Source organism: Phenylobacterium sp. FG114 (assembly GCF_057809855.1).
In genome coordinates, this window is record NZ_JBMDKU010000005.1 from 83,671 (window position 1) to 104,569 (window position 20,899).

A 20,899-nucleotide genomic window follows, 5' to 3' on the forward strand; every position below is an offset into this window, starting at 1 on the left:
CCGCCGGGGGCTTTAAGGAGTGACGTTCAAGGGATACATGTATGTCCCGAGGGAGCTCCGCGCGAACCACCTGATGCCCTGGAACGACAACGCCAACCCAGGCCCCTGGGGTTCGCCGAACGGCGGCGACGACAAGCGCGACCAACCACGTCGGCCCTCCGGCGGCGGGCCTCGCCGTCCGGGCGGCCCCGATTTCAACGCCAATTTCGATCGTCTCGGCGAACGCCTGCGCGACTTGATGGGCGGCCCCGGCGGCCGGCCCCGTCGCGGGCTTATCCCTATCGTGATCGGCGGCGCCTTCGGCCTGTGGGCGCTGTCGGGCTTCTACATCGTGCAGCCCAGCGAACAGGCCATCGTGCTGACCTTCGGCGCCTATTCGCGCTCGGAAACGCCGGGCCTGCGCTACCACCTGCCTTCGCCGATCGAGCGCGTGGAGAAGGTGGCGGTCACCGAGCTGAAGCGCACGGACGTGGGCGGGGTGGGCGGCGATGCGGAATCCACCGCCGCCAGCCAGATGCTGACCGGCGACGAGCAGATCATCGATGTCGATTTCAGCGTGACCTGGCGCGTGGCCGACGCCGCCAAATATCTCTTCGCCACCCGCCAGCCCGAGGACGCCGTGAAGGACGTCGCCGAGAGCGCCATGCGCGAGGTGGTCGGCAAGACCCAGTTGCAGCCCATCATCTCCACCGGCCGCGGCCAGGTGCAGCAGCAGACGGCCGAGTTGATGCAGCGAACCCTCGACTCCTGGGGCGCCGGCATCAGCATCGTTGAGGTCCAGATCCGTTCGGCCGGTCCGCCGCCCGAGGTGGTCGCCGCGTTCCGAGAGGTGAACAACGCCCAGCAGGACGCCGACAGCGCCGAGAACGAGGCCAACACCTACCGCAACCGGGTGATCAACGAAGCCAAGGGCGACGCGGCGCGGATTACCCAGGCCGCCCAGGCCTATCGCGAGCAAGCCGTGCGCGAGGCCACCGGCGAAGCCGCGAGGTTCAACCAGATCTACACCGAATACCGCCGCGCCCCCGGCGTGACGCGCGACCGCCTCTACATCGAGACCATGCAGCGCATCCTGCAGAATTCCAACAAGGTGGTGATCGACGCCAAGGGCGCCACCGCCCCGATCATCCTGCCGCCCGACGTGTTCCGGCCGAAGAGCCAGCCCGCGCCGGCGGCGCCGGTCGCGCCCGCCCAACCGCAGGTGAAGGGCGGCGCCCAATGAGCACGCGCAACCTCGTTTACGGCCTGCTGGGGCTTTTCCTGATCGCCCTGGTGTTTCAGACCTTCTACGTCGTCGACCAGCGGCAGCAGGCCATCGTCGTCCAGTTCGGCGACCCCGTGCGCGTGGTGAATGCGCCCGGTCGCAGCCAGGCCGGCCTCAACCTCAAGGTCCCGTTCATCGAGCAGGTCATCAAGCTGGACCGGCGGAACATCGCGATCGAGGCCGACCAGGAGGAGATCATCACCGCGGGCCAGGAGCGCCTCGTGGTGGACGCCTTCATCCGCTACCGCATCTCGGACCCGCTGCAGTTCTACCGGACGCTGCGCGACGAAACCACGGCCGCCGACCGTATCGAGCGGCTCGTGAACTCCTCGTTGCGCCAAGTGCTGGGTTCGGCCACCTCGACCGACATCATCTCGGGCCGCCGGGCCCAGCTGATGCAACAGGCGAAGGTGGATGTGGACCGCCGGGCGCGCGCGTCTCGCCTGGGCATCCAGGTGATCGACCTGCGGATCAAACGCGCCGACCTTCCGGCCCAGAACCGTGAAGCCGTGTTCCGCCGCATGTCCACCTCGCGCCAGCAGGTCGCCGCGCAACTCCGCGCCCAGGGCGAGCAAAAGAAGCGCGAGATCATCGCCCAGGCGGACAAGGAGGTGGCGATCACGCTGGCCACCGCGCGCGAACAGTCGGGTCAGATCACCGGCGAAGGCGACGCCCAGCGCACGCGGATCTTCGCCAACAGCTTCGGCCGGGACGCATCGTTCGCCGCCTTCTTCCGCTCGATGCAGGCGTACGAGGCCAGCCTGGCGGACGGCGACACGACCCTGGTCCTGTCCCCTGACAGCGCCTTCTTCCGCTACTTCGAACGCGGTCCAACCGGGCGCTGATCCCTCTCTACTGACGGCGCGATGCGAGCCCAGGACTGGCTTGACTCGAATTATTACATCTGTAGTAATTTACGCATGTAGCAAACGAGGTCGCTCATGCGTTTCGCTGTCCTGCTTGCCTTCGCCGCCCTCCTCGGGTCACCCGCCGCGGCCGAACCACGGCGCGAGCTGATCTTCACTAGGGTCACGGTCGGCGACCTGGACCTGACGACCGAGGACGGGGCGGCCAAGATGTTTCGGCGCCTGAAGAGCGCGGCGCGGGCCGTCTGCCAACTGCCGCCCTCGCCTCTGTTTCCGGGGTCGGAAGGCCGCGAGTGGCGCTGCCGTCGCGAGGCGCTGGAAACGGCCGTCGAGCGACTGAAGGCGCCCCGCCTGACCCTCGCCTACTCCGAATGGCTCTCCGCGGAGCCGGACCCGCGCGCCCCAAGCCCGCAGGTCCGGTGACTGACGCCCCTCCTCCTTGCCCCCGGCCGGGAGGAGGGGATTTTTCGTCAGGCGGCGGCCAGCCAGCCGCGCACCTCGTGGAGATCGCGTGCGATGCGGACGCAGAGCGTCTCCATCTCTTCGTTCGGATCCAGCATATCGGGCACCATCACGGTCATCATGCCGGCGGCCGCGGCGGCGCGGACGCCGTTGTGGCTGTCCTCCAGCGCGAGGCATTCGGCCGGATCGAGGCCCAGCCGGCTGGCGGCCAGCAGGTAAGGCGCGGGGTCGGGCTTCGGCTTCGGATAGTCGCCGTTGGCGATGATCTGGTGGAAGCGCCCCGAAAGGCCGAAGCGGGCCATGTTGCGGTCCACCTCGGCGCGCTGTGACGAGGTGCAGATGGCGCGCGGCAGCGCCACGGCGTCCAGATGATCCAGGATCTCGACGACGCCGGCCTTCAGCGCGAGCTCCGCGTCGACCAGTTCGTGGAAATAGCGACTGGCCTCGGCGCGAAAGGTCGTGGGATCGAACCCGGAGCCGAAGTGCGCGATCAGCTGGTGCTCGTTGTGGGCCCAGGTCAGGCCGATCATGTCGAGGAAGAGCTGGCGGGGGAATTCCTGCCCGCGGTCGCGCGCGGCGGCCACGATGGCCAGGTGGAACACCCGCTCGGTATCGACGAGCAGGCCGTCCATGTCGAACACCACGGCCTTCGGGATGCGGGGAAGCGCCATCAGTCGACCACGAACTCGGCTTCGGTGTAGCCCTGGAAGTAGAGCAAGGCGGTGAGGTCGGCGTGGTCGACCTTGGCGTGGGCCTGCGCCGCCACGATCGGCTTGGCGCGGTAGGCGACGCCGAGGCCCGAGGCCTCGATCATCGCGAGGTCATTGGCGCCGTCGCCCACGGCGAGAGTGGCCGAGAGCGGGAGCCCGAGGTTCGCCGCCTCTTCCTTCAGCGCCGCCAGCTTCGCCTCGCGGCCCAGGATGGGCTCGCCGACCGTGCCAGCCAGCACGTCGCCCGCCTCGACGAGGGTGTTGGCGCGGTTGGCGTCGAAGCCCGCGGCCCGGGCAACCCGACTGGTGAAGAAGCTGAAGCCGCCCGAGACCAGGAACGCCTTGGCGTCGTGTGCGGTCATGGTCCGCACCAGGGTCCGCGCGCCGGGGTTCAGTTTCACGCGCTCGTCGTAGGCCCGCTGCAGGTCGGCCAGCGGCAGGCCCTTCAGCATGGCGACGCGCTCGCGGAGCGCCGCCTCGAAGTCGAGCTCGCCGCGCATGGCCCGTTCTGTGATCTCGGACACTCGGTCCTTCACGCCCGCGAAGTCGGCCAGTTCGTCGATGCATTCGACGTTGATGATCGTCGAGTCCATGTCGGCGATCAGCAGGCGCTTCTTGCGCCCGGCCGCGGGCTGCAGCGCCCAGTCTACCCGAGCGTCGGCGATCGCGGCCACGGCCCGCGCTTCGGCGTCCGTCGGCGCGCCGATCACCGGCAGGTCCAGGGCGCCAGGACCGAGCGGACGGGGCGGCTTGACGCCCGCGCCCGCGGCTGCGAGCGCTGAGGCCGCGCGATCCGCGGCCGAGGCCGCTTCGGCCGGATCGGGGCTGACGAGGGTGAGGACCAGTTCCATGACGGGCCGCATCTGGCTGATCGCCGGACCGACCGCAAGCGGCAAGTCCGCCCTCGGGCAGAAGCTGGCCCAGGTCGTGGGCGGCGAGATCGTGAACGCGGACTCGATGCAGCTCTATGCCGGGCTCACGGTGATCACCGCCGGGCCGAGCGCCGAGGAGTTGGCGGCCGCGCCGCATCACCTGTTCGGGACCGTGGATCCCGCTGACGGCTGGTCGGTCGGCCGATGGCTGCGGACGGCGTCCGAGGTCATCGCGGGCATCAAGGATCGTGGCCGTGACGCGATCGTCGTGGGCGGCACGGGGCTGTACTTCAGCGCCCTCACCAAGGGCCTTGCCGAGGTCCCCGAGATACCGGCCGACGCGCGCAAGCAGGCTACCGCCGACCTCACCGCCTTGGGCGAGGACGCCTTCCGCGCACGGTTGGCGGATGTCGACCCCGCCGCCGCCGCCCGCATCGCACCCGGCGACCGGCAGCGGCTGGCTCGGGCGTGGGAAGTCCATGCCGCCACCGGCGTCTCCCTGACCGACCACCAGGCCAACGCCTCGGGCGCCCTGCCCGCCGGATCGTGGTCGGCCGTCGCGTTGCAGCCGCCGCGCGAGGCGCTCTACGCCCGTTGCGATGCGCGGCTGGACGCCATGGTCGCCGACGGCGCGCTTGACGAGGTGCGGGCGCTTATGGCCCGCGGCCTCGCGCTCAGCCTCCCGGCCATGAAGGCCGTGGGCGTCCGCGAGTTCGCCGCCCACCTGCGCGGCGTGACCGACCTGCCGACCGCCATCGCGGCCGCCCAGCAGGAGACCCGCCGCTACGCCAAGCGCCAGACGACCTGGATGCGCGGCCAGATGGCGGACTGGCCGCGCATCGACGCCATAGACCCCCGCGACCAATGGAGGCAGTTTCTTGCGCTCCACCCCACCTTGACGGCCTGAGCCGGGCATGCGACATCCCGCATCCTGACTTTCGCGGGAAATCTCGTGCGCAGCATTCTTGTACTCGTAGGGCGGCCGTAACGGACTGACGAACGCGTCAGGACCGATCGGTCGCTTGTCCCAGGCCCCCAGCGGGCCTTTTTTATTGCCCAAATCGTCGCTTCCAGACCCAGAGCCCCTCCCATGACCGCCCACCAGACGATCGAAGCCCAAGCTGACACCATCTCCGGCGCCGAGATGGTGGTGCGCGCCCTCATCGATCAGGGCGTCGAAGTGCTGTTCGGCTATCCGGGCGGCGCGGTGCTCCCGATCTACGACGCGCTGTTCGCCGAGCCGCGGCTGCAGCACGTGCTGGTCCGGCACGAGCAGGGCGCGACCCACGCCGCCGAGGGCTATGCCCGCTCGACCGGCAAGCCGGGCGTTGTCCTGGTCACTTCCGGCCCGGGCGCGACCAACGCGGTCACCGGCATCGTCGACGCCCTGATGGACTCGATCCCGATGATCGTGATCACGGGCCAGGTCGCCACCCACCTGATCGGCACCGACGCCTTCCAGGAATGCGACACCATCGGCATCACCCGGCCGTGCACCAAGCACAACTACCTGGTGAAGGACGTGGCCGACCTGCCGCGCATCATCCACGAGGCCTTCCACATCGCCACGTCCGGCCGCCCCGGCCCGGTGGTCATCGACATCCCCAAGGACGTGCAGTTCGGCAAGGGCGTGTACCAGGGCCCGCGCGAGGTGAAGCACGCCCACAACTACGCGCCTCGCACCAAGGGCGACCCGGGCAAGATCGCCGAGGCGGTCGCCATGATCGCCCGGGCGAAGAAGCCGATCCTCTACACCGGCGGCGGCGTCATCAACGCCGGCCCGCGGGCGGCCGAGCTGCTGCGCGAGTTCGCCGAACTGACCGGCGCGCCGGTGACCTCGACCCTGATGGGCCTGGGCGCCTTTCCGGCGTCGGATCCGAAATGGCTGGGCATGCTGGGCATGCACGGCAGCTTCGAGGCTAACAACGCCATGCATGACTGCGACGTGATGGTGGCCATCGGCGCCCGCTTCGACGACCGGGTGACCGGCCGCCTGGACGCCTTCGCCCCGACCTCGCGGAAGATCCACATCGACGTGGACGCCAGCTCGATCGGCAAGAACGTCCGCGCCGACATCGGCATCGTCGGCGACGCCGGCCAGGTGCTGGAGGACATGATCGCCGCGTGGAAGCAGCGCAACCTCGCCACCGACAAGGCCGCCATCAAGTCCTGGTGGACCGAGATCGACGGCTGGCGCGCGCGCAACTCGTTCGGCTATCGGCCCGACACCAGGCTGATCAAGCCGCAGCACGCCATCCAGCGCCTGTACGAACTGACCAAGGACCGCGACACCTACATCACCACAGAGGTGGGCCAGCACCAGATGTGGGCCGCCCAGTTCTATAGGTTCGAGCAGCCGAACCGCTGGATGACCTCGGGCGGTCTGGGCACCATGGGCTACGGCCTGCCCGCCGCCGTCGGCGTGCAGATGGCGCACCCCGACGCCCTGGTTATCGACATCGGCGGCGACGCCAGCGTCCAGATGACCATGCAGGAGATCTCGACGGCCGTTCAGTACGACCTGCCCATCAAGGTGTTCATCCTCAACAACGAATGGATGGGCATGGTGCGGCAGTGGCAGCAGCTGCTGCACGGCGAGCGCTATTCGCACTCTTACTCTTCGTCCCTGCCCGACTTCGTGAAGCTGGCCGAGGCCTATGGCGGCGTGGGCTTCCGCGCCGAGCACCCCGACGAGCTGGACGACAAGATCCGCGAGATGATCGCGGTGAAGAAGCCGGTGCTGTTCGACTGCCGGGTCACCAAGGAAGAGAACTGCTTCCCGATGATCCCGTCCGGCAAGGCGCACAACGAGATGATCATGGCCGAGGAAGCCCGCGACCTGGGCTCGATCATCGACGACGCCGGCAAGCGGCTGGTCTGATCGTGGCTTCCCGCAGCGGCGGCTGTCTCTGCGGGGCCGTCCGCTTCGAGGTGGACGGCCCGTTGGCCGCGATCCAGCTTTGCCACTGCGGCCAGTGCCACAAGGCTCAGGGCTCGGCCTTTGGCGCGAATATTCCCGTCCGCCGCGCGGCCTTCCGCCTAACCTGCGGCAGCGAGACCCTGCGCGAGTTCCGTGCATCGCCCGCCAAGCGGCGGGTGTTCTGTAGCGCGTGCGGATCACCGATTTTCAGCCAGCGCGACGACGCGCCGGAGACGCTGCGCCTGCGGGTCGGCGTCCTGGACGACGACGACGGCCTGGAGGTTGGCTTGCACATCCAGGCCGCCGACCGCGCGGCCTGGCTCGAACTGGACGACGGGCGGCCCACCTATCCCGGAGCCGGCCCGGGCTAGCGCGAGGGCTCTGGCCTACTCCCCCGCCGGTTGGATCGGCGCCGACACCGGACAGGTGAGGATGGCGCGCAGGCCGGGCTTGTTGTCACCGAAGGCGAGTTCGCCGCGCAGCTGCTTGACCATCGCGGTCATCATGCGGCTGCCAAATCCCTCGGCCAGCGCATGCTTGCCCTTGCCGTGGTCGGCCACGATGACGCGCAGATTGGCCCGATGCTCTTCCAGGCTCACCTCGATCGGTCCCGGCGCGCCCGCGTAGGCGTACTTGTTGGCGTTGATCACCAGCTCGGTGACCACGAGGCCCAGGGTGACGGCCCGGTCGGTGGGGACCAGGACGGGGCTGGCGTCGACGCTGATCTTGCCGGCCCATTCACCGCCCATCGAGGCGTTCATGTCGCCGATCAGGTCCTCGAGGTAACGGGCCATGTCGACCACCTCGATCTGGTCCGCGCGATAGAGGCGCCGGTGGACCAACGCCACGGCCTGCAGCCGCCGCCTCGCCTCCTCGAACGCCTCGTGCAGCTTCGGGTCGCCCATGGCCCGCGACTGCAGGCCCAGGAAGCTGGAGACCAGCTGGAGGCTGTTCTGGATCCGGTGGTTGACCTCCTTGAGCAGCATCTCCTTCTGCTCCAGCAGGCCCTCCTTCTCGTCGAGGGCGTCGCTCAGCCGGCCGTTCAGCTCGTGCAGCCGCCGGTGGCCGCGCGCCTCCAGCAGCGTCTCGCGCAGGCGCGTGGCCGCGTCGACCTCGGCCAGGGTCCATCGGCGAGACCGGCCGTGCACGGTCTGGCGCCAGGCTTCGAACGACGAGCGCGGGGTAAGCTTTTCTCCCGGCCCCAGGGTCACGGCCTTGTGCGGATTTCCCGCCCAGTTGACCACCTCGACCTCCTCGGCGCGGAACCACAGGATGACGAAGGGCTCGTCGGCCGAGACGACAAGGGCCAGCAGCCCGCTCGCTTGGGCCTGGAAGACCTCGGCGTCGGCGAACTCCTCCGAGAGCCGGTCCGTGACGATCGGCTCCTGCCCGCGCTGCAGAGCCCACCGCACCAGGGACAGGACCTGGCTCTCCGAAGGATGGACGCCGTCCATGTACAGGCGGCCGGCGCGAAACGCCGCCACGCCATCGGCGCCCATCATGCGGCGCAGTTCCTGCACGCCTTCGGCCAGGTTGACGTCCAGCCCCCCAGAGCGAACGAACCGCGAGGCGACCTCGTCCTCCAGTCCGCGCAGGCGTAGGCGCTCTCGATAGTTCTCGGCCTCCTCCTTCGCGCGAACCTGCCGCGCCAGACCGCCGGCCAGGGTGCGGGCAGCGGCGCGGATGTCGTACGGCATCAGCTTCGGCGTGCTGTGGTGACAGGCGATCAGGCCCCACAGGAGCCCGTCCTTAACCACCGAGATCGAGGCGGACGCTCCGATGCCCATGTTCCGAAGGTATTGCATGTGCACGGGCGACACCGAGCGCAGGACGCAGTCGCTCATGTCGAGCGGCTCGGCCGAGGACCAGGCCGGCGAGAGAGGTGCGGGCTCATAGCTCACGTCGGGGATGACCCGAACCAGGTTCCGCACATAGAGAGCCCGCGCCTGCGCGGGGATGTCCGAGCCGGGAAAGTGGTGGTTCAGGAACGAGGGCATCCCCTCGGCGACGTCTTCGGCCAGCACCGCGCCGGCGTCGTCGTCGAGGAACCGGTAGATCATCACCCGATCGAAGCCGGTCAGCCGTCGAAACTCGGTGGCGGCGCGCTCGCAGAGCGCCTGCAGGTTCGGAGCCCGCTCGAACGCGGCCCCGGCGCTCTCAAGCTGACCCAGGATCACGCTGGCCGGCAGCGGCTGGCCCAGCGCCGGCTCGATCTCCACGATCAACCAGTCTCGGTCGACGCGGGCCGAAATATCCAGCAGGCGGCCGTTGGCGCCGAAATAGCCCGCATGGCCGCCATGCACGCCCGACTGCGTCACCTGCGCCACCCGTTCCGACAGGGGATCGCCAAGCACGGCGCCCAGCGCCTTGCCGATCCAGGCCTCGACGCCCAACAGGCCCGCCACGTCCCCCGCGGCGTGGGCGACTTCCTGGGTGGTTCGATCGGCGACCAGCATCACCCCGTGCGGCTGGATCGACCCGGGAATATGGATCGGCTCCCGCGCGCAGGCGTCCAGTTCGATCGTCAGCGCCTCAGACATCGGCGTGCTGCCCGCACAGCCGCTGCTCGGCGTGGCGGAAGCCCGCCACGGCGCCGCTCACCATCGCGTCGGTGTCCGCCGGCGAGCGTGCCTGGCCATCGATCACCGCCAGGAACGAACGCCAACGTTCGCCCGCCTGGTCGCGGTAGGGGTCTAAGAAGCTGAGGCCAGCCATGCGCTCCCCGCGCGCTTCGACCGCGCGCCGGATCATCCGCCCACCGAGCGTCGACCCTTCCAGCACATACAGCCGCCCAAGCGCCTCTCGGACGTCCGGAACGACGATGTCGGCGGTCGGCGCCACCGAGGCCTGTCCGCCCACGGCGACCAGATCCCGTTCGAGATGGTCCGAGCGGCGCCGGGCGTCGAAGTCGAGACCGGGCAGGTCGTGAAGCCAAGGAGCCACGGCGGCCTCCGCCTCGGCATGCAGCCGGTAGAAGCGCTCGACCAGCTTGCGGCGGCCTTGCGGCGTCGCGATCTGGGCCAGGATGTCCATCCGGGACTCAAGCCGCTGGTGATCGGACCGCGTGGCGTCACGCAGCCGTCGGTGGGCGTCGCTGATCATCGCGTCTCTTGATAGGGGTCCCAGCCAGCACGATAGAGATCGTTCGCTTTAGTTTCTGTAGGATACCCGACAAAGTCGATCTGGTTTCTCGCTGATGTGACGATATGAGCCGCACGACCCCCGCCACACTCGCCATGGACAAGGCCGGCGTCGCATATTCGCTGGTCACCTACCCATACGATCCCAACGCCGACCGGGTCGGGCTGCAGGCCGCGGCGGCCCTGGGTGTCCCACCCGGCGAGGTGCTGAAGACCCTGATGGTCAAGGCCGACGGCAAGCCGGCCTGCGTGGTGCTGGCGTCGGACCGCGAGGTCAGCATGAAGCGGCTGGCGGCGACGTTGGGCGCGAAGACGGCCGAGATGATGAAGCCGGCGGACGCCGAACGGATCACCGGCTACCGGGTCGGCGGTGTCAGCCCCTTCGGCCAGAAGCGCGTCGTACCGACCGTGATCGACGCGGAGGCCGCGGCCCTGCCCGCCGCCTTCGTCAATGGGGGCCAGCGCGGCCTGCAGGCGCGGCTTGCGCCGGCCGATCTGGTCAGGGTGTTGAATGCGCAGGTCGCCGCGATCAGCTAGTGGGCTGCGCCGATCCGCGCCATCACCTCGGCGGGGATGCGGTAGCGACGGACCAGTTCCGCGTGATCGACGCAGTCGCAGGCCTCGTGCTGGACGACCAGCCTCCAGACCGCCTCGACCGCGGCGTCCAGCAGGGCCTGGCGGTCGTCCGGATCGCGCTGGTCGGCGTCGTGGTCGCGCAAGGCCCTGAGCGTTCGCTCGACGCTGCGCTCGGTATGGCCGACCGCCGCGTCGATCTCCTCCAGCAGCTCGAATTTCAGATGGGCCTCACCGCTGTCGACGTGCGCCGGCTCGGCGAGATGTTGTGGCAGTCTGAGTGCGGACATGCCGCCTCCCGGGTTCTCGATAGCCCCCACGACCTCGACCATAGCATCAACGCGCGAACCCGCCGCCCCGCTCCCGGTTATGTGAACTCAGGCCTTCAGGCGCAGGTGACCCATATAGTCGCGCTTGCCCAGCGACACGCCCTCCTGGCGCAGGATGTCGTAGGCGGTGGTGGCGTGGAAATGCAGGTTGGGCGTCGAGAACGACAGCAGGAAGTTCTCCACGGTGAACGGCATCTCGCGCGGACCGATGCGGAAAACCATGTCCTTGCCCTCGAGGGCCTCGACCTCGTCGCGGGACAACGCCTGCAGCTCGGCGCGCGCCTCGGCGACAAGGTCCTGCAGGCCGGCATAGTCCAGCTCTCCCACGCCCCCCGGCGGCAGGAAGAGGCCGGCCTTGGCGCCCGCCAGAGCGCCCCGCGAATGGTGCGCGACCGACACGAGCTGGAAGCGGAACGGCAGCATGTCGGAGTGCAGGCGCGTCTCGACGATCGACTCCGGATCGCGCCCGGTTGCGCGGCAGTGCGCCAGGCCCTTTTCCAGGAAGCCCTCGACGGCGCCCAACACTTGCAGGAACGACGCGACGCTGCAGTCGTAGAGTGAAATCGCCATGTGGTCCGCCCTTCTTCGAAAGCGGCCACCATGCGCAGGCGCCGCTACGGGCGCCAAGGTCCGGCTTCAGCGCGCCCCGATCCGGACCAGCACCTCCCGCGGGATGCCGTACAGGGCGATGACGGCCGCGCGGTCGCGGAGCCCCATCACCTCGCGCTGGACCAGGAAGCCCCAGACGGCGTCGGCGGCGGCCTTGAGCACCTCGCCTCGCCCGTCGCCCCCCGGATGGTCGCGCAGCGCGGCCAGCGCCGCCTCGACCTTGCGCCCCGCCCGACCCATCGACTGGGCCTGCTCTTCCATCAGTTCGTAGTTGAGGATCGCTTCGCCGGTCTCGAAGCCGAAACGGCGCGCCATGCTGCGGGGCGGACGGAGGGAGGACATCGCACGCCAATGTCGGCGCCCGATGTCCTCGTGGCAAGCGTCAGCGCGGACAGCGCCCGATCAGCCGCCAAACACCTCGACGAGGTCGTCGGCGACAGACGGGAGCCGCCAGCCTCGCCCCACGTCGGGGCAGAGCGCGCGCTCGAGCTGCCAGCCGCTGCGGCCCACGTGAACGCCCATGGCGGTCAGTTCCGCCGTCAGCGAGGTCCGCGAGTCGTGGTCGAGGGCGTCGTTGTTGGGACCCTTCGCCTCCTCCAGGCGCCAGCCGAAGATGGCGTCGCGGCCGATCTCGACGATGGCGCCGGGATTGGCCGTCCACTCATAGTAGGCCGAGAAGCCCCCTACCGCGTGCGTCACCCGGGTGGCGAGGCAGTTGTTGTACCGCCGCGCCGCCTCGCGCAAGGCCGCCTTGGTGGTCAACGGACGCAGCCTCGCCGTGCCCTCGAACGGCGGCGGCGGGGGCTCCGGGTAGAGATCCTCGCGCACCGCGTCGAACAGCGCCGCCTCGGTCTCCGCCTCGGCCCAGCGACGGGCGGCCGCGTCCGCCGCCGCGCCGCCGGACCGGCAGGCGATCGCCTCAGCCGCCTCGGCGACCGCCATCGCCGCGTCGTCCGTGACCAGGCACGAGAGGCCCAGCGCGCCGCGCATGGGCGCGGGCAGCAGCTCGAGGCGCGCCACGGCGGCCGCGTCGATGGCCTCCGCATGCCGCAGCAGCTTGGCGGCCCTGGGCTCGGCCAGCAGCTCGACCAGCCGGCGGTAGGCCCCCGCCGTCCAAGCCGTCTCGCCCAGCCGGCCCAGCGCCCGTTCCAGCCCGGGCGGCGTACGGCCCAGCGCGATGCCGATCGCCGCGCGCAGCCGGCCGCGCAGGATGGTCTCGGCGACGGCCGCCACGTCGCGGCCCAACGCCAGGGCCAGGCACACGAGGTGGCGCCGCGCGGAAGCGGCGGTCAGGAAGGCGGTGTGCGGGTCGGGCCAAAGCCGCGCCACCTCCGGCGCGAAGTCGCCCGCCACGAGCTTCAGGAGGGCGGTGGGTTCGGTCCGCACCGGGACCGGGGCCACGCCCGAGAACAGCTTGAACATCTTGAGGCTCCGAGGGGTGCGCCATGACCCCTTCAGGAGCACGGCGAAGTCAGCGTCGCTTGATTGCCAGCGCGTCCGACCCGGAGCCGGCGCGCACGCGGAGGCCAGCCCGAGGGCGACCCTTTTCCTGCGTGAAGTTGCGCGTCGTCATGAATGGCTCTTCGTTCGTTGAGGCCGGCGGTGTCTCACGGCTCAGCCGCCGCCCGCAAGGCAAAGGTTAACGCGTCACGCGAGACAGCGGGCGGGTGTGGCGGCGACGCCACGCCCCGCTCCAGCCCGGCTCAGTAGAAGAACCGTTCCTCGGCGATCTTGCCGTTCTTGATCGTGTAGACGCCGACCTCGTCCATGGTGACGCGCTGGCCGCCCTTGGGCGTGATGTCCATCTTGAAGCGCACGGCGAACTGGTCGCCGTTCACGTAGGGTCCCTCGATCAGGACGTCGTGGACCTCGTGGTTGGCGGCCCACCATTCGCCCTTGCCGCGGACACCGGCCTTGCCTTCGACGCGGGCCATGTCGCCCTCGCCGGCTTCCAGGCTGACGACGTCCTCGGCCCAGTACTTCTCACCCGAGGCGTCGAACTCGCCCCGCTTGCACATGGCGACCAGATCTTCGGCGATCTCCTTGACGGTGGGCATCGGGTTCTCCTTGCGTTGCCGGGAGACAGATTGCGCGCCGATGGTGACAGCGTGCTGGCAGCAGTCGGTTGCGGCCTCGACGATCCTGTGACACCTCCTGCCGCGACCGCTCAGGAACCGCACGATGACCGACGCCCAGCCCGCCTCCGTCTACGACCTCGCCCACGCCGAGCAGGAGGAGAGCCGCGCCACGTTCGCGGTGCTGGTGGACAACGAACCGGGCGTGCTGCACCGCGTGGTCGGCCTGTTCGCGGCGCGCGGCTACAACATCGACAGCCTGACGGTGGCCGAGACCGACGCCAACGTACACACCAGCCGGATCACCATCGTGACCCGCGGCACACCGCAGGTGCTGGCCCAGATCGAAGCGCAGCTGCAGAAGATGGTCTCGACCCGCCACGTGCAGGATGTGACGCGCGATCCGAACGGCATCGAGCGCGAGCTCGCCCTGGTGAAGGTGCGCGGATCGGGCGTGGAGCGCGTGGAAGCGCTACGCGTGTCGGACATCTTTCGCGCCAAGGTGGTCGACACCACCCACGAGAGCTTCGTCTTCGAGCTGACCGGCGCGTCGTCCAAGATCGACAAGTTCGTCGACCTGATGAAGCCGTTGGGCCTAGTGGAGGTGTCGCGCACCGGCGTACTCTCGCTGCAGCGGGGCGTCGAGGTCTTCTGAGACGGCGGGAACCAGCGCCCGCCCCGACTTCTTTCATGGCGTGTCTGTACGCGCCGTCATCGTCTGCCTGATCGCGCTGAGCGCGGCTGCGCCCGCTTCGGCCCAGATCCCGCTGATCCTGCCCATCCCCGGCAGGAAGGCTCCGCCGACGGTCATCGGGCCGCCGCCCAGCGCGACGCCGGCCGAGGCGGAGGTCTGGCCCTTCCCGGCTCCGGATCCGAAGAGCTGGTGGGACGACAAGCGCCTGAAGCCGTCCGAGGCGTCCGACCCGCTGGGCGGCCGGCGCATCCGCAGGGGCGAGCTGCAGGCCGCGCCTGATAACGGGATAGCACCCTCCACCTATCGGCTCTGGGGCATCATGCCGCTGCAGTGGCAACTCGTGCGCGACGGGGAGATGATCCTCGAAGTCTGGACGCGCCCCTCCAACAGCGTGCGCCAGACAGTCACGCGGGTGACGGTGCGCAGCGACGGCCACGCCTTCGTCCAGGCGCGCGCTGGCCTGGCCTGCTGCGAGGCGGTGATCGGGCGGCGCATGGGCTTCGACGAGGAACTGCCGCCCGGATCGGCCGCGCGGTTCTTGGCCCTGCGCGACCTGCCGCTCTGGAAATCGCCCCGCGACGTTCGGGTGGTGGAGCCCGGGGCCGCCGACGCGCTCTGCCTCGTCGGGACGTCCTACGACATCACCCTGGTCACGCCGGGGCGCGCGGTCACGGTGCATCGCGCCTGCGACCCCGCCGAGGTGGGCGAGGCCGCCGATGTGCTGGAAGCGGTGCTCGGCGCGGCCCTGGGCCACGACCCGCGGTTCGACGTGGTGTTCCCCGGCGGCGCCAACTTCGCCAATGCGCGCGGCGCCTATCGCGACCTCGTCCAAGGGGGCGGCCGGCTCAAGGTGAACCCCGACGCGCGCCTGCCGCCGCCCGGCGCCGAGCCCGCGCCCCAGGCCGAACCCGAGGCGCCGACCCCGGAGGTCACGCCGCCTCCGTCTGCGCCGACATCTGCGTCATCCGCGCCTGGATCTGTTCCTGCGTCGCTCCCGACGCCCGCGCCGCGCGGATCGAGCACCAGCGAACGGTGACGTACTGGATCGCGAACAGGGCGATCTTCGAGACCAGCGGGAAGACCGCCAGGAAGGCCGGCCACAGCGCCGGAAGCGCCAGCGCGAACACCAGGTTTGCGATCCCGCTGACGAACATCAGGCCCGCCCAGACATAGCCGAAGGCGATCATGGCCGGCTCGCCGTAGCCCCGGGCGACCGGCGGCATGTAGCGGAGCATCCAGCCGCGCTGGAGCATCACCACGCCGACGATGGCGTAGACAATGGTCGGCTTGGCCATCAGGAACCGCGGGTCGTGCGCCAGGATGCTGGCCGTGCCGAACGTCAGCACCAGCGCCAGGCTCGCCCACTGGAGGCGGGAGATGTCGCGGCTGGCGATCTTCATGAACGCGATCTGCGCCACGCCCACGGCGATCGAGGCGCCCGTGGCGACCACCACGTCGACTTTGAGAGCCACGAGCGCGGCGAAGACCAGGGTGGGCAGCAAATCGGTCGCGAGGGCGCGGCCGGCATAGACGAGGTTGTTCACAGGAGGCTCCGAGAGGGATGAATTCGATGCCCGCGAGCGTATCGGCCCGCCGCCGCCGGTCGTGAGTCCGCCCACGAAGGCCACGCGGTCATCCACGAAAATCGACCCCACCGCCCACGCTTCGCGAACGGCGGACCGCCTTAAGTCCTTCAAATCCTGAGATGGAGCGCCTATATGTGGGCTGTCGGGTTCGCCCGACTATGGAGATAAACGCGCGAGTAATAAACGGACTGGACCCGGGTGCGATTCCCGGCGGCTCCACCAATCTTCCCCCGGGTTATCGCCGGAAAGTGAGTTTTCGCAGGGGAAGCACGGGGCCGATCAGCATCGACAGACGTGTAAAGGCGTTGCTTTCTCTCGGCCTGACCCACCGTTCCGGGTTTTAAACTAAATGCGAACGATAACTTCGCTGAGGAAGTTCGCCTGGCTGCGTAATGCGGTCCGGTAACATCCGAACCAAGTCCTAGGGGTTCAGATCCTTAGGCGGGGCCCGGGAGGCGCCTGCCAACAGAAGCCTCCCACCTAATTTGCAGGCGCTTCCGGTCTTAGAAGCACGGGCGCCAGGCCCCTGCCGACGGAGGCCTCTAACCTCCCCTAAGCCAGCGGCCAACCGCATCCCCGGCTCATCACGGGTAGCTGCGTATGTGCGGTGGGCGACAGAAGCGCATGAGCCGCACCCTTCTAGCCTTGCGCGCGGGCCGGCAGTCGCTACCTTCCGACAGTTCGCTTTGTTTCGGAGTTTTGGTTTGGCCCAGGATCCGCCGGTCCAGGATCTCATGAACTATGAAGCCCTCGCGCAGGACGCCCTGCGCGGCGTCGCCAAGGCTGCGCTGAAGCGCGCCGCGGCGCCAGAGGGCCTGCCGGGCTCGCACCACTTCTACATCACCTTCAAGACCGACGCGGCCGGGGTCTCCGGCCCGGTGGATCTGCTGTCGAAATATCCTGACGAGATGACCATCGTCCTGCAGCACCAGTACTGGGACCTGGCGCCGGGCGAGACCTTCTTTTCGGTGACCCTGCAGTTCGGCGGCCAGCCCAAGCGCCTGTCGATCCCCTACGCCGCCATCACCCGGTTCTACGACCCCTCGGTGCAGTTCCTGCTGCAGTTCGAGCCGCCGCCCGCCGCGCCGCCGGAAGCCAAGGCCGCGCCCGATGCGAAGGCCGACGCGAAGCCGGAAGAGCCCGCGCCTAAGGCGTCGGAAGCGACGATCGTCTCCCTCGACCAGTTCCGGAAGAAATGACCGCATGAGCGATGTCGCCGCGCCCGAGCCGTCTCAGGCCGATGACGGGGCCATGACCGACGAAGCGATCCTCCAGCGGTTCCTGCGCACCAAGAACCAGCCGACCGGCTCGCAGACCCTGGGCTTCCGCATGGTGTCCGTCAGCCAGGCGACGAAATCGGTGGAAGTCGAGTTCGACGCCAAGGCCGAACTGCTGCTCAATCCGATGAAGCAGATCCAGGGCGGCTATCTCTGCGCCATGCTGGACGAGGCCATGAGCGTGGCCTGCATGGTCGCCTCGGGCATGACGGCGGTGGCCCCGACCCTTGAGATGAAGACCAGCTTCTTCCGCCCGGGCCAGCCCGGGAAGATCAAGGGGATCGGCCGGGTGGTGAAGTGGGGCCGCCAGGTCGCCTTCACCGAGGGCGAGCTCTACGATCCCGACGGTCGTCTCCTGGCCAAGGCGACGGGCACCGCGATCCCCACCCCCTTCAGCAACTACAAGAAGTAGGCGCACCGGATGGCCCGCCTCCTCGCCTTCATCGCAAGCCTCTGGCTCGCGGCGGCGGCGGGCGGGGCACAGGCGGCTTCCGCGTTCGCGGACTGGTCGGCGGTGGTGGTGGCCGGCGACTGGCATGCCCACGACGGCGCGCCGTCCGAGGGCTTCGACAATGCGCGGCGCGACGTGAGCGCCGCCCTGACCCGGGCCGGCTTCCAGGCGCAAAATATTCGCCAGTTTTCCGTACGCCCCGAGCGCTACAAGGACACGCGCCCGGAGAAGAGCGAGCTGCGCGGCATCTACAACGCCCTCGCCGAACTGTCGGGCCGCACCACGGGCGGCTGCATCTTCTACATGACCTCGCACGGCGCGCCCGAGGGGGCCCAGCTCGACCAGGGACTGCTGCGCCCCGGGGTCCTGGCGACGATGCTGGACCGCACATGTGGGAAACGCCCGACGGTCGTGGTGATCTCGGCCTGCTTCTCGGGCGTCTTCGTGCCGACCCTGGCGCAGCCCAACCGGATGGTCGTCACCGCGGCCCGCCCCGACCGCACGTCGTTCGGCTGCGGACAGGATATCAAGTATCCCTATTTCGACGACTGCCTGCTGTCGTCGATGCCCGGCGCGCGAGACTTCGGCGGCCTGGCCAGCGCGACGCGAGAGTGCGTGCGGGCGCGCGAAGTCGCCGAGAAGCTGACGCCGCCTTCCGAACCGCAGATCTGGGTGGGGCCGCAGCTCAGGCCGGTCCTGCCACTCTACGCCTTCGAGAGCGTGGTCAAGACAGACTAGCCCCCCCGGAGCCATGGGGCGAGACGCACGCCGCGACTCAACCGAGGTGATAGGCTTGGCGACGGCTGGTGGAGTGATCCTGGGCGATGCAAAGGCTCGGCAAGGCGATGCTGGCGGCGGCGATGCTCCTTCTGGGCGCGCCGGCGGCTGCGCAGGACACCCCTTCGGCGCCGGCCACAAGCTTGCCCAGGGAGCCCGTGCCCTACACGAAGGTTCGCCCCGCTCGCGCAACGCCGCCCCGGCCCGCCGCCGCCCCGGCGCCCGTCGCAACGCCGGCGGAGGCCCTACCGCCTCGCCACCCCAGCGGCGCACGGCTGGGAGCCGGTCAGCCGATCGATCCCGTTCAGCTCGAGGCCTTCGTCGACGGCTGGGTCGCGGACGCCCTGGCCCGTGAGCACGTGGCCGGCGCCACCGTGTCGGTCGTGCAGAACGGCCAGGTCGTGCTGAAGAAGGGTTATGGCTTCGCCGATCTGTCGCCGCGGCGCGCGGTCGACCCCGACAAGACGCTGTTCCGCATCGGATCGATCTCGAAGACCTTCACCTGGATCCTCCTGATGAAGGAGGTCGAGGCGGGCCGGATCCGCCTGGACCGCCCCATCAACCTCTACCTTCCGGAGAAGGTGCGCCTGCCCGGCCATGCGCGCGACGTCACCGTGGCCTCGCTGCTCAACCACACTTCGGGGTTCGAGGACCGTGCGCTGGGCCAACTGTTCGAGAACGACCCGCGCCGCATCCGTCCGCTGGACCTCTACCTTCGGCAGGAGCGCCCCAGCCGCGAGCGCCGCAACGGCGCCATCTCCAGCTATTCGAACTACGGCGCGGCGCTGGCTGGCGCCGCCGTGGCGTTCGTGGGGCGCAAGACGTTCGAACGGCGGGTGGAAGACGAGATCGCCGTACCGTTGGGCATGACGAGCACCACGTTCCGCGAACCCCGGCCCGAGCGGCGCGGTCTGCCCGCCGCCATGCCCGAGCGCCTGCGCGACGATGTGGCGATCGGCTATGGGTGGCGCGAGTCCGGGTTCGTTCCGGACGAGTATGAGTACATCGGACAGATCGCGCCGGCAGGTTCGGCCTCGTCCACGGCGAGCGACATGTCGCGCTACATGTTGATGCTGCTGAACAACGGCAGCTGGAACGGCGCCACCGTGTTCGGTCCCCGCGCGGCGCGCGCCTTCCGCTCTCCCATGCGCATGACCCCGGAAGGGATCAACGGCTGGGCGCACGGCTTCATGACCTTCGACCTGCCGGGCGGCTACCGCGGCTTCGGCCACCTGGGCGACACCCTGGCGTTCCACTCGGCCATGGTCCTGATCCCCGAGCTGCACCTGGGCGTGTTCATCAGCACCAACGGGGAAGCCGGCGGGAAGGTCGCCGCCTTCTTGCCATCCGCCCTGGTGCGACAGTTTTACGCGCCACCGGGGATCTTCCCACGGGCCGGCTCGCGCGAGCTCGCGGCGGCGGCCGACGTCTTCGGCGGCGACTATCTCTCCACGCGGCGCGCCTATGGCGGTCTCGAAGGCTTCGTCGGCCTGATGGCCGGGGGCTCGAGCGTCACCGTGACGCCCGGCGGGAGACTGCTGACCAGCCGCATGGGCGAGACCCGCGCCTGGGCCCCGGAAGGGCCGGTCAGCGAGGGCCGCTTCATCTCGGCGACGGGCGACCGGCGGCTGGCCTTCCACATGGTCGACGGCGCGGCCGTCAGCTTCCGTGAGGATACGAACGCCGAGACCCTGCAGCGCACGCCCTTTACCCAGCGGCGCTCCACGCTGGCGACGCTGGCGGGCCTGACCGCCGTCACTTCGGTGATCACGCTCATCGGGCTCATGCTCCGCAGCCGGCGCGAGCTGCGTCAGAACCAGATCCAGGCCCGGGCCGCCCTCATCCAAAACATCCAGGCGGGGCTCTGGCTCGCCGCGTTCGGCCTGTTCGGCGCATGGGCTGGCGGGGTCTCGAACCTGGCCGGGATCATGTACGGCTGGCCGGGCCCGTTGATCGTGACCGCTTCGACCTGCGCCTTGGTCGCCGCAGCGCTCAGCCTGCTCACCATCGCCGCGGTGCCGGCCATCTGGCAGGGCGGCCGGCGGGTGGATTCCTGGAGCGCGACGCGGAAGGTGTTCTTCACGATGACCGTGCTGATCTATACGGCCTTCTCGGTGCTGCTCGCGATGAACGGCGCCCTGGAGCCCTGGAGCCGGTAGGAAAAAGGCGCCGCCTGCGACAGCCTGTCCCGTCGCCCTACGGCCCCGCTTAAACGGCCCCTTAACCAAGGACTGGGTAAATCCTGCCTACCTGAGGGGGAGGACCGCTTTCGAGCGCCCCTTCGTGATGGGAAG

General features: G+C 69.4%; 23 protein-coding genes and 1 other RNA gene. 14 read left to right on the top strand and 10 right to left on the bottom strand.

Annotated features, from left to right (window positions below):
- The first annotated feature begins 19 nt into the window (after positions 1-19).
- From hflK to ACODSY_RS09845, 3 genes are all read left to right on the top strand, one after another.
- Entirely contained in the window at positions 20-1,222 is a 1,203-nt protein-coding gene (gene hflK / locus ACODSY_RS09835) for an FtsH protease activity modulator HflK (RefSeq protein ID WP_488951546.1), read from the top strand.
- Positions 1,219-2,109 (top strand): protease modulator HflC, encoded by an 891-nt coding sequence (gene hflC, locus ACODSY_RS09840; RefSeq protein ID WP_488951547.1) that lies wholly within the window; start codon positions 1,219-1,221, stop codon positions 2,107-2,109. The genes hflK and hflC overlap by 4 nt, the downstream gene beginning before the upstream one ends.
- 96 nt (positions 2,110-2,205) lie before the next feature.
- Positions 2,206-2,553 carry a UrcA family protein gene (locus ACODSY_RS09845; RefSeq protein ID WP_488951548.1) on the top strand — a complete coding sequence of 116 codons (348 nt, stop codon included), beginning with the start codon at positions 2,206-2,208 and terminating at the stop codon, positions 2,551-2,553.
- Positions 2,554-2,600: 47 nt separating this feature from the next.
- Here the strand turns inward: ACODSY_RS09845 and ACODSY_RS09850 are convergent, their stop codons facing one another.
- The gene (locus tag ACODSY_RS09850) at positions 2,601-3,263 is read right to left on the bottom strand and encodes an HAD family hydrolase (RefSeq protein WP_488951549.1); all 663 of its coding nucleotides are present in this window, start codon (positions 3,261-3,263) and stop codon (positions 2,601-2,603) included.
- The gene (gene serB, locus ACODSY_RS09855) at positions 3,263-4,165 is read right to left on the bottom strand and encodes a phosphoserine phosphatase SerB (RefSeq protein WP_488951550.1); all 903 of its coding nucleotides are present in this window, start codon (positions 4,163-4,165) and stop codon (positions 3,263-3,265) included. The genes ACODSY_RS09850 and serB overlap by 1 nt, the downstream gene beginning before the upstream one ends.
- Between serB and miaA the strand changes: the two genes are divergently transcribed.
- The 3 genes from miaA (at position 4,152) to ACODSY_RS09870 (ending at position 7,465) form a co-directional block, all read left to right on the top strand.
- The gene (miaA, locus tag ACODSY_RS09860) at positions 4,152-5,081 is read left to right on the top strand and encodes a tRNA (adenosine(37)-N6)-dimethylallyltransferase MiaA (RefSeq protein WP_488951551.1); all 930 of its coding nucleotides are present in this window, start codon (positions 4,152-4,154) and stop codon (positions 5,079-5,081) included. The two genes, serB and miaA, sit on opposite strands and share 14 nt — an antisense overlap.
- Positions 5,082-5,264: 183 nt before the next feature.
- Complete coding sequence (locus ACODSY_RS09865) at positions 5,265-7,055, top strand: acetolactate synthase 3 large subunit (RefSeq protein ID WP_488951552.1); 1,791 nt, start codon at positions 5,265-5,267, stop codon at positions 7,053-7,055.
- Positions 7,056-7,057: 2 nt separating this feature from the next.
- The gene (locus ACODSY_RS09870; protein WP_488951553.1) at positions 7,058-7,465 is read left to right on the top strand and encodes a GFA family protein; all 408 of its coding nucleotides are present in this window, start codon (positions 7,058-7,060) and stop codon (positions 7,463-7,465) included.
- A gap of 15 nt (positions 7,466-7,480) precedes the next feature.
- Here the strand turns inward: ACODSY_RS09870 and ACODSY_RS09875 are convergent, their stop codons facing one another.
- Complete coding sequence (locus ACODSY_RS09875; protein WP_488951554.1) at positions 7,481-9,634, bottom strand: histidine kinase dimerization/phosphoacceptor domain -containing protein; 2,154 nt, start codon at positions 9,632-9,634, stop codon at positions 7,481-7,483.
- Positions 9,627-10,196, bottom strand: coding sequence for a biliverdin-producing heme oxygenase (locus tag ACODSY_RS09880; protein WP_488951555.1), 570 nt, complete (start codon positions 10,194-10,196; stop codon positions 9,627-9,629). The genes ACODSY_RS09875 and ACODSY_RS09880 overlap by 8 nt, the downstream gene beginning before the upstream one ends.
- Before the next feature lie 104 nt (positions 10,197-10,300).
- On the opposite strand from ACODSY_RS09880, the gene ybaK reads away from it, so the two are divergent.
- Complete coding sequence (ybaK, locus tag ACODSY_RS09885) at positions 10,301-10,771, top strand: Cys-tRNA(Pro) deacylase (protein WP_488951556.1); 471 nt, start codon at positions 10,301-10,303, stop codon at positions 10,769-10,771.
- On the opposite strand, the gene ACODSY_RS09890 is transcribed toward ybaK, so the two are convergent.
- The 5 genes from ACODSY_RS09890 to ACODSY_RS09910 all read right to left on the bottom strand — a co-directional run bounded on the left by ACODSY_RS09890 (position 10,768) and on the right by ACODSY_RS09910 (position 13,802).
- The gene (locus ACODSY_RS09890) at positions 10,768-11,097 is read right to left on the bottom strand and encodes a DUF6665 family protein (RefSeq protein ID WP_488951557.1); all 330 of its coding nucleotides are present in this window, start codon (positions 11,095-11,097) and stop codon (positions 10,768-10,770) included. The two genes, ybaK and ACODSY_RS09890, sit on opposite strands and share 4 nt — an antisense overlap.
- Before the next feature lie 87 nt (positions 11,098-11,184).
- Positions 11,185-11,706 carry a DUF1993 domain-containing protein gene (locus tag ACODSY_RS09895; protein WP_488951558.1) on the bottom strand — a complete coding sequence of 174 codons (522 nt, stop codon included), beginning with the start codon at positions 11,704-11,706 and terminating at the stop codon, positions 11,185-11,187.
- Between the two features lie 66 nt (positions 11,707-11,772).
- Positions 11,773-12,087: a DUF6665 family protein gene (locus ACODSY_RS09900; protein WP_488951559.1), complete on the bottom strand. Its 315-nt coding sequence runs from the start codon at positions 12,085-12,087 to the stop codon at positions 11,773-11,775.
- 60 nt (positions 12,088-12,147) lie between these two features.
- The gene (locus ACODSY_RS09905) at positions 12,148-13,167 is read right to left on the bottom strand and encodes a hypothetical protein (RefSeq protein ID WP_488951560.1); all 1,020 of its coding nucleotides are present in this window, start codon (positions 13,165-13,167) and stop codon (positions 12,148-12,150) included.
- A 281-nt stretch (positions 13,168-13,448) separates the two neighbouring features.
- Positions 13,449-13,802, bottom strand: a complete 354-nt coding sequence (locus tag ACODSY_RS09910) for a SnoaL-like domain-containing protein (protein WP_488951561.1) — start codon at positions 13,800-13,802, stop codon at positions 13,449-13,451.
- Positions 13,803-13,926: 124 nt separating this feature from the next.
- On the opposite strand from ACODSY_RS09910, the gene ilvN reads away from it, so the two are divergent.
- Entirely contained in the window at positions 13,927-14,475 is a 549-nt protein-coding gene (ilvN, locus tag ACODSY_RS09915) for an acetolactate synthase small subunit (RefSeq protein WP_488951562.1), read from the top strand.
- Positions 14,476-14,515: 40 nt separating this feature from the next.
- On the top strand, positions 14,516-15,550 hold the full coding sequence (locus ACODSY_RS09920) for a hypothetical protein (RefSeq protein WP_488951563.1): 1,035 nt from the start codon (positions 14,516-14,518) through the stop codon (positions 15,548-15,550).
- On the opposite strand, the gene ACODSY_RS09925 is transcribed toward ACODSY_RS09920, so the two are convergent.
- Positions 15,444-16,058: an inner membrane-spanning protein YciB gene (locus ACODSY_RS09925; RefSeq protein ID WP_488951564.1), complete on the bottom strand. Its 615-nt coding sequence runs from the start codon at positions 16,056-16,058 to the stop codon at positions 15,444-15,446. The genes ACODSY_RS09920 and ACODSY_RS09925 overlap by 107 nt on opposite strands.
- A gap of 144 nt (positions 16,059-16,202) precedes the next feature.
- Here ACODSY_RS09925 and ssrA point away from each other — a divergent pair.
- The 5 genes from ssrA (at position 16,203) to ACODSY_RS09950 (ending at position 20,764) form a co-directional block, all read left to right on the top strand.
- Positions 16,203-16,581: a transfer-messenger RNA gene (gene ssrA, locus ACODSY_RS09930) on the top strand.
- Positions 16,582-16,834: 253 nt separating this feature from the next.
- On the top strand, positions 16,835-17,299 hold the full coding sequence (locus ACODSY_RS09935; RefSeq protein WP_488951850.1) for an SspB family protein: 465 nt from the start codon (positions 16,835-16,837) through the stop codon (positions 17,297-17,299).
- A 4-nt stretch (positions 17,300-17,303) separates the two neighbouring features.
- Positions 17,304-17,789 carry a PaaI family thioesterase gene (locus ACODSY_RS09940; protein WP_488951565.1) on the top strand — a complete coding sequence of 162 codons (486 nt, stop codon included), beginning with the start codon at positions 17,304-17,306 and terminating at the stop codon, positions 17,787-17,789.
- A 9-nt stretch (positions 17,790-17,798) separates the two neighbouring features.
- The gene (locus tag ACODSY_RS09945; protein ID WP_488951566.1) at positions 17,799-18,566 is read left to right on the top strand and encodes a C13 family peptidase; all 768 of its coding nucleotides are present in this window, start codon (positions 17,799-17,801) and stop codon (positions 18,564-18,566) included.
- A gap of 86 nt (positions 18,567-18,652) precedes the next feature.
- On the top strand, positions 18,653-20,764 hold the full coding sequence (locus ACODSY_RS09950; protein WP_488951567.1) for a serine hydrolase domain-containing protein: 2,112 nt from the start codon (positions 18,653-18,655) through the stop codon (positions 20,762-20,764).
- Positions 20,765-20,899 lie beyond the last annotated feature (135 nt).